The sequence below is a fragment of the Micromonospora sp. D75 genome (assembly GCF_018070405.1).
In the GTDB taxonomy this organism is placed as follows: domain Bacteria; phylum Actinomycetota; class Actinomycetes; order Mycobacteriales; family Micromonosporaceae; genus Micromonospora; species Micromonospora chalcea.
In genome coordinates this window covers 1-611 of the sequence record NZ_JAGPXV010001143.1, presented here as the reverse complement: position 1 = coordinate 611, position 611 = coordinate 1, and the positions used below count along the sequence as shown (strand labels likewise).

The window sequence follows — 611 nt, the reverse complement described above, 5'->3', positions numbered from 1 at the left end:
ACAGGGGCCGTCTTACGCCCTGCTCACACCGCTGCCGTCCGGGACCACCAACACGGCGGGCGGCTATCCGATTCGGGTTCACCGCCCGCCGCGACGCGGTGTGCCCCGGCTCACGTGAGCCGGACGCGCGTCAGGTGGAGCAAGGTCACTTCATGGTGACCTTGGCGCCCTCGCCCTCGAGCTTGGCCTTGGCCTTCTCGGCGGTCTCCTTGTTGACCTTCTCCAGGACGGCCTTCGGCGCGGCCTCGACCAGGTCCTTGGCCTCCTTGAGGCCCAGGCCGGTCAGCTCACGCACGACCTTGATGACCTGGATCTTCTTGCCACCGTCGGCGTCGAGGATGACGTCGAACTCGTCCTTCTCCTCCTCGGCCGGGGCGGCAGCGCCGCCGGCGGCCGGGGCGCCCGCGGCCACGGCGACCGGAGCGGCGGCGGTGACCTCGAAGGTCTCCTCGAACTGCTTCACGAACTCGGAGAGCTCGATCAGCGTCATCTCCTTGAACGCGTCGAGCAGCTCGTCGGTGCTGAGCTTCGCCATGTCTGGCGTCCTTTCTCGCAATGAAAACTAAGAACGTGGTGCGCCGGGAGGGCCTCAGGCCGCCTCGGCGCCCTCC

The 611-nt window shown here is 68.4% G+C and carries 1 protein-coding gene; it reads right to left on the bottom strand.

Annotation, left to right across the window (positions count from 1 at the left end; genetic code table 11):
• Nucleotides 1-145 precede the first annotated feature (145 nt).
• Nucleotides 146-535, bottom strand: a complete 390-nt coding sequence (rplL, locus tag KBX39_RS32540) for a 50S ribosomal protein L7/L12 (RefSeq protein WP_043328232.1) — start codon at nucleotides 533-535, stop codon at nucleotides 146-148.
• Nucleotides 536-611 lie beyond the last annotated feature (76 nt).